General features: G+C 75.8%; 4 protein-coding genes. All 4 read right to left on the bottom strand.

Going from position 1 to position 3,395, the window contains the following annotated elements:
• Positions 1-696, bottom strand: a 696-nt coding sequence (locus tag ACIQOV_RS33600; RefSeq protein ID WP_401054553.1) for an acyltransferase, incomplete at its 3' end; no start/stop codon positions are given.
• Positions 693-923, bottom strand: coding sequence for an acyl carrier protein (locus ACIQOV_RS33595; RefSeq protein ID WP_401054552.1), 231 nt, complete (start codon positions 921-923; stop codon positions 693-695). The genes ACIQOV_RS33600 and ACIQOV_RS33595, both read right to left, overlap by 4 nt.
• A 22-nt stretch (positions 924-945) precedes the next feature.
• Positions 946-1,986 carry a 3-oxoacyl-ACP synthase III family protein gene (locus ACIQOV_RS33590; RefSeq protein ID WP_401054550.1) on the bottom strand — a complete coding sequence of 347 codons (1,041 nt, stop codon included), beginning with the start codon at positions 1,984-1,986 and terminating at the stop codon, positions 946-948.
• 28 nt (positions 1,987-2,014) lie between these two features.
• A partial coding sequence (locus ACIQOV_RS33585; protein WP_401054548.1) for an acyltransferase domain-containing protein occupies positions 2,015-3,395 on the bottom strand: 1,381 nt, incomplete at its 5' end.

The following is a 3,395-nucleotide window of genomic DNA, read 5'->3' as shown; positions in this document are numbered from 1 at the left end:
GTCGAAGGTGAGGCCGAGCCGCATCAGCGGGGCCACCGCGACCCGGCCGTCCCGCACCACGGGCCGGTCGAGCACCCGGCCGGCGTTCAGCGTCACCGCGGTGCCGCCGCTGGCGTGGAAGCCGTCCACCGGGCGGTGCCCGAGCGAGCTGACCGCGACGGTGCCGAGGACGCCGGGGCGGCGCCGGGGGCTGCGCAGCGCGGCGGCGAAGGCCAGCCGGCCGAGCGGGACCGGCAGCCGGCCCAGCATCCGCACGCCGCGGAACTCCGGGAGGTCGGCGGCGGCGATGTCCCGGTAGCGGTCGATCCGCGCCTGGATGGCGGGCAGGTCGGCGCTCTCCAGGCCCGGCAGCAGTGCGGAGAGCACGGTGCGCTCGCCGTCCACCGGGCGGTCGAGGGCGAGCTTGGCGGTGACGCCGGTGAAGCGGACCGTCCGGGGGCCCCGCAGGCCGGGCCAGCCCGGGGCCAGGACGGCGTTGGCCTCGGGGTGGCGGTCCAGCACGCGTCCGGTGGCGTGCAGCAGGTAGGCGACCACCGAGTAGCGGCTCCCGGCCGCCCCGGCCTCGGCGCGGTGGCGCTGGACGCGGGTCATGTCGACCTCGGTGTCCAGGTGCACCGGGCGCTGCCGGGCGGCGTGCTCCAGGAAGTAGAGGGTGTGCCGCCGGCGGCGCTCGGGGTGCGGGCGGGCGGCGGTCACCGGTCGACCGCCAGCCGGTAGATCTCCTCCAGGCTGCGGGCCTCCATCACCCGTGCGACCGGCAGCGGCCGGCCGGTGCTCCGCTCCAGCGCGGTGACCAGCTTGAGCAGGTAGAGGGAGTCCCACTCGGGGATCCGGTCGAGGTCGGCGGCGATGTCCCCGTCCGCCAGCGGGATGCCCAGTTCCTCGCGGACCAGGCGGGCGAACTCGTCGACGGTCTGCATCATGCGTCCAATCGGTGACGGAGTGTCACATCTTCTCCAGGGCGAAGCCCGCCTTGATCCACTTGCTGGACTCCACGGCCACCGCGAGGGCCTTCTCGCCGCGGGACATCCGCCCCAGCAGCCGCTCCAGTTGGAGGAAGGGCAGCGCGTTGCCGTTGTTGCCGGTGTCCGCGACGCAGGACACCTCGGTGGCACCGGGCACGTCGAGCTGCTCGTGGATGCGGCGGGTCATCCGGCCGGAGAGCTGCGGGGGCAGCAGGTAGTCGAGCTCCTCGGCGGACCAGTCCAGGTCGTCGAGCAGCTCCCAGAGGATCTCCACCGCCATCACCGGGACGAACTCCTCGATGGCCTTGTAGTCCTCCCGGACGGCCTGCCGGTCGTCGTACCGGTCGGCCAGGCCGAACCAGTCGATGACCTGGCCGGGTTCCCGGCCGAGGCCGGTGAACCGGTTGAGCACCCGGCGCAGCGCCACCGCCTCGCCCCGGGGCTCGGCGGTGAGCACCGCGGCGCCGGCGCCGTCGCCGAAGAGCACGTAGTTGACCAGGTCGCTCGGCGCGGCGCCGGCCAGGTCCCGGCCGAGGTCGAGGTGCTTGCTGCAGACGTCGCCGCCGATCACCAGGCCGGCCCGGTGGCCCTCGCCGGCGATCAGGGTCCGGCCGAGCCCGAGCGCCTGGACGGCACCGGCGCAGCCGGACTGGAGCTGGTACGTGGGCACCTGGTCCAGGCCGAGCTGGTCGGCGATGTGGTTGACGGTGGCGGGCATCAGGTGGTCCGGGGTCGCGGTGCCGAGCACCACGAAACCGATCTCCGCCGGGTCGATCCCGGCGGCGGCGACGGCCCGGGCGCCGGCCTGGGCGCACAGGTCGGCGAGCGACCAGCGCACCGTGCCGGTGGCGAGGTCGCGGGCGAAGTGGCGGGTGCGGGTGCCGATGAAGAGGTCGATCCACTCCTCGTTGACCCCCAGCACCTTGGCGAGCGCGGCGTTGTCCACCGGGTCGCCGGGCAGGGCGGTCCCGACCGAGGCGAGGTACGCCTGGACGGGATCGCGCTCGGGTGGCGGCTGCATGGTGTGCGGTCCTTTCTGCGGGACGGGTTCAGGCGGCGGCGGTGTGCCGTTCGCCCAGGAAGCCGATGAGGTCGCCGACCGAGGACAGCCGGGGCAACAGGTCCTCCACGCTCAGCGGTTCGAGGCCGGTCAGCCGCTCCTCGATGCGCTTCTTGAGCTCCATGACCATCACCGAGTCGAAGCCGAGGTCCTCGAAGAGCCGTGCGTGCGGGGTGATCTCCTCGGGCGCGTAGCTGCCCACCTGCGCCACGGCGGCCAGGACGGCGCCGGCCACCGGGTCCGGGGCCCGGAGGCCCGGGTCGGACCCGGCCGGCCGCGGGTCGGCGGCGGACGGGACGGTCGCGGACGGGTCGAGCGCGGACGGAGCGGACGTGGACCGAACGGGCGGGCGGGCCCAGAACCGGCGGTCGTCGGCGAAGGCGTACGGGGCCAGCCGGTGCGCCCTGCGGTCCTCCTCGGCGTACACCGCGTGCCAGTCCGGGTCGGCCCCGCCGCGGAACAGCTCGGCGACGGCCTCGGCCAGCTCCCGCCCGCCGGCCTGCTCGCCCGGCACCGGCAGGACGCCGCGCGGGCCCGCCCCGGCGGGGGCACCGCCCAGCCGGCGGGCCATCGGGACGAGCACCGGCCGCGGGCCGACCTCCAGCAGGTGGGTCGGCGCGTCCGCGAGCAACTGCCGTGCGGCGTCCGCGAACAGCACCGGGGCGCCGATGTGCTCGACCCAGTAGGCCGCGTCCATCGGCTCGGCCTCCAGCAGTCTGCCGCGCAGCGTGGAGTACACCGGCAGGGCCGGGACGCTCCCGCCGGCCTCCTCCGCGATCGCGGCGAAGCGTTCCAGCACGGGCTCCATCAGCGGCGAGTGGAAGGCGTGCGAGACCTCCAGGCGGCGCGAGCGCACCCCGGCGCGGGTCAGCTCCTCCTCGATCCGGGCCAGCGCCGCGAGGTCTCCGGAGAGCACGGTGGCCGTGGGCCCGTTGACGGCGGCGATCCCGATCAGCGGTTCGCCGGCGATCCGCTCGGCCAGCACGGCGGCCTCCGCGCGCACCGCCAGCATCCCGCCGCCGGCGGGGAGTTCCTGCATCAGCCGGCCGCGCGCGGAGACCAGCCGGGCCGCCTGCTCCAGCGGCAGCGCGTCGGCGAGCACCGCGGCCGCGTACTCGCCGATGCTGTGGCCGAGCAGCATCCCGGGGCGCACCCCGAGTTCGGTCAGGGTGGCGGCCAGCGCGTAGCCGACCGCGAACAGGGCCGGCTGCGCCCAGCCGGTGCGGTGGACGGCGGGGTCCGCGGCGAGCAGCAGGTCGCGCACCGAGCCCTCGGTGTGCGGCCGGAGCGCCTCGTCCGCCCGGTCGAGGTGGCGGCGGAACAGCGGGGCGTCGCGGTAGAGGCCGGCCGCCATGCCCGGGTACTGCGAG

Source organism: Kitasatospora sp. NPDC091257 (assembly GCF_044757675.1).
Classification (GTDB): Bacteria; Actinomycetota; Actinomycetes; order Streptomycetales; family Streptomycetaceae; genus Kitasatospora; species Kitasatospora lactacystinica.
This window is presented reverse-complemented; position numbering and strand designations above follow the sequence as displayed.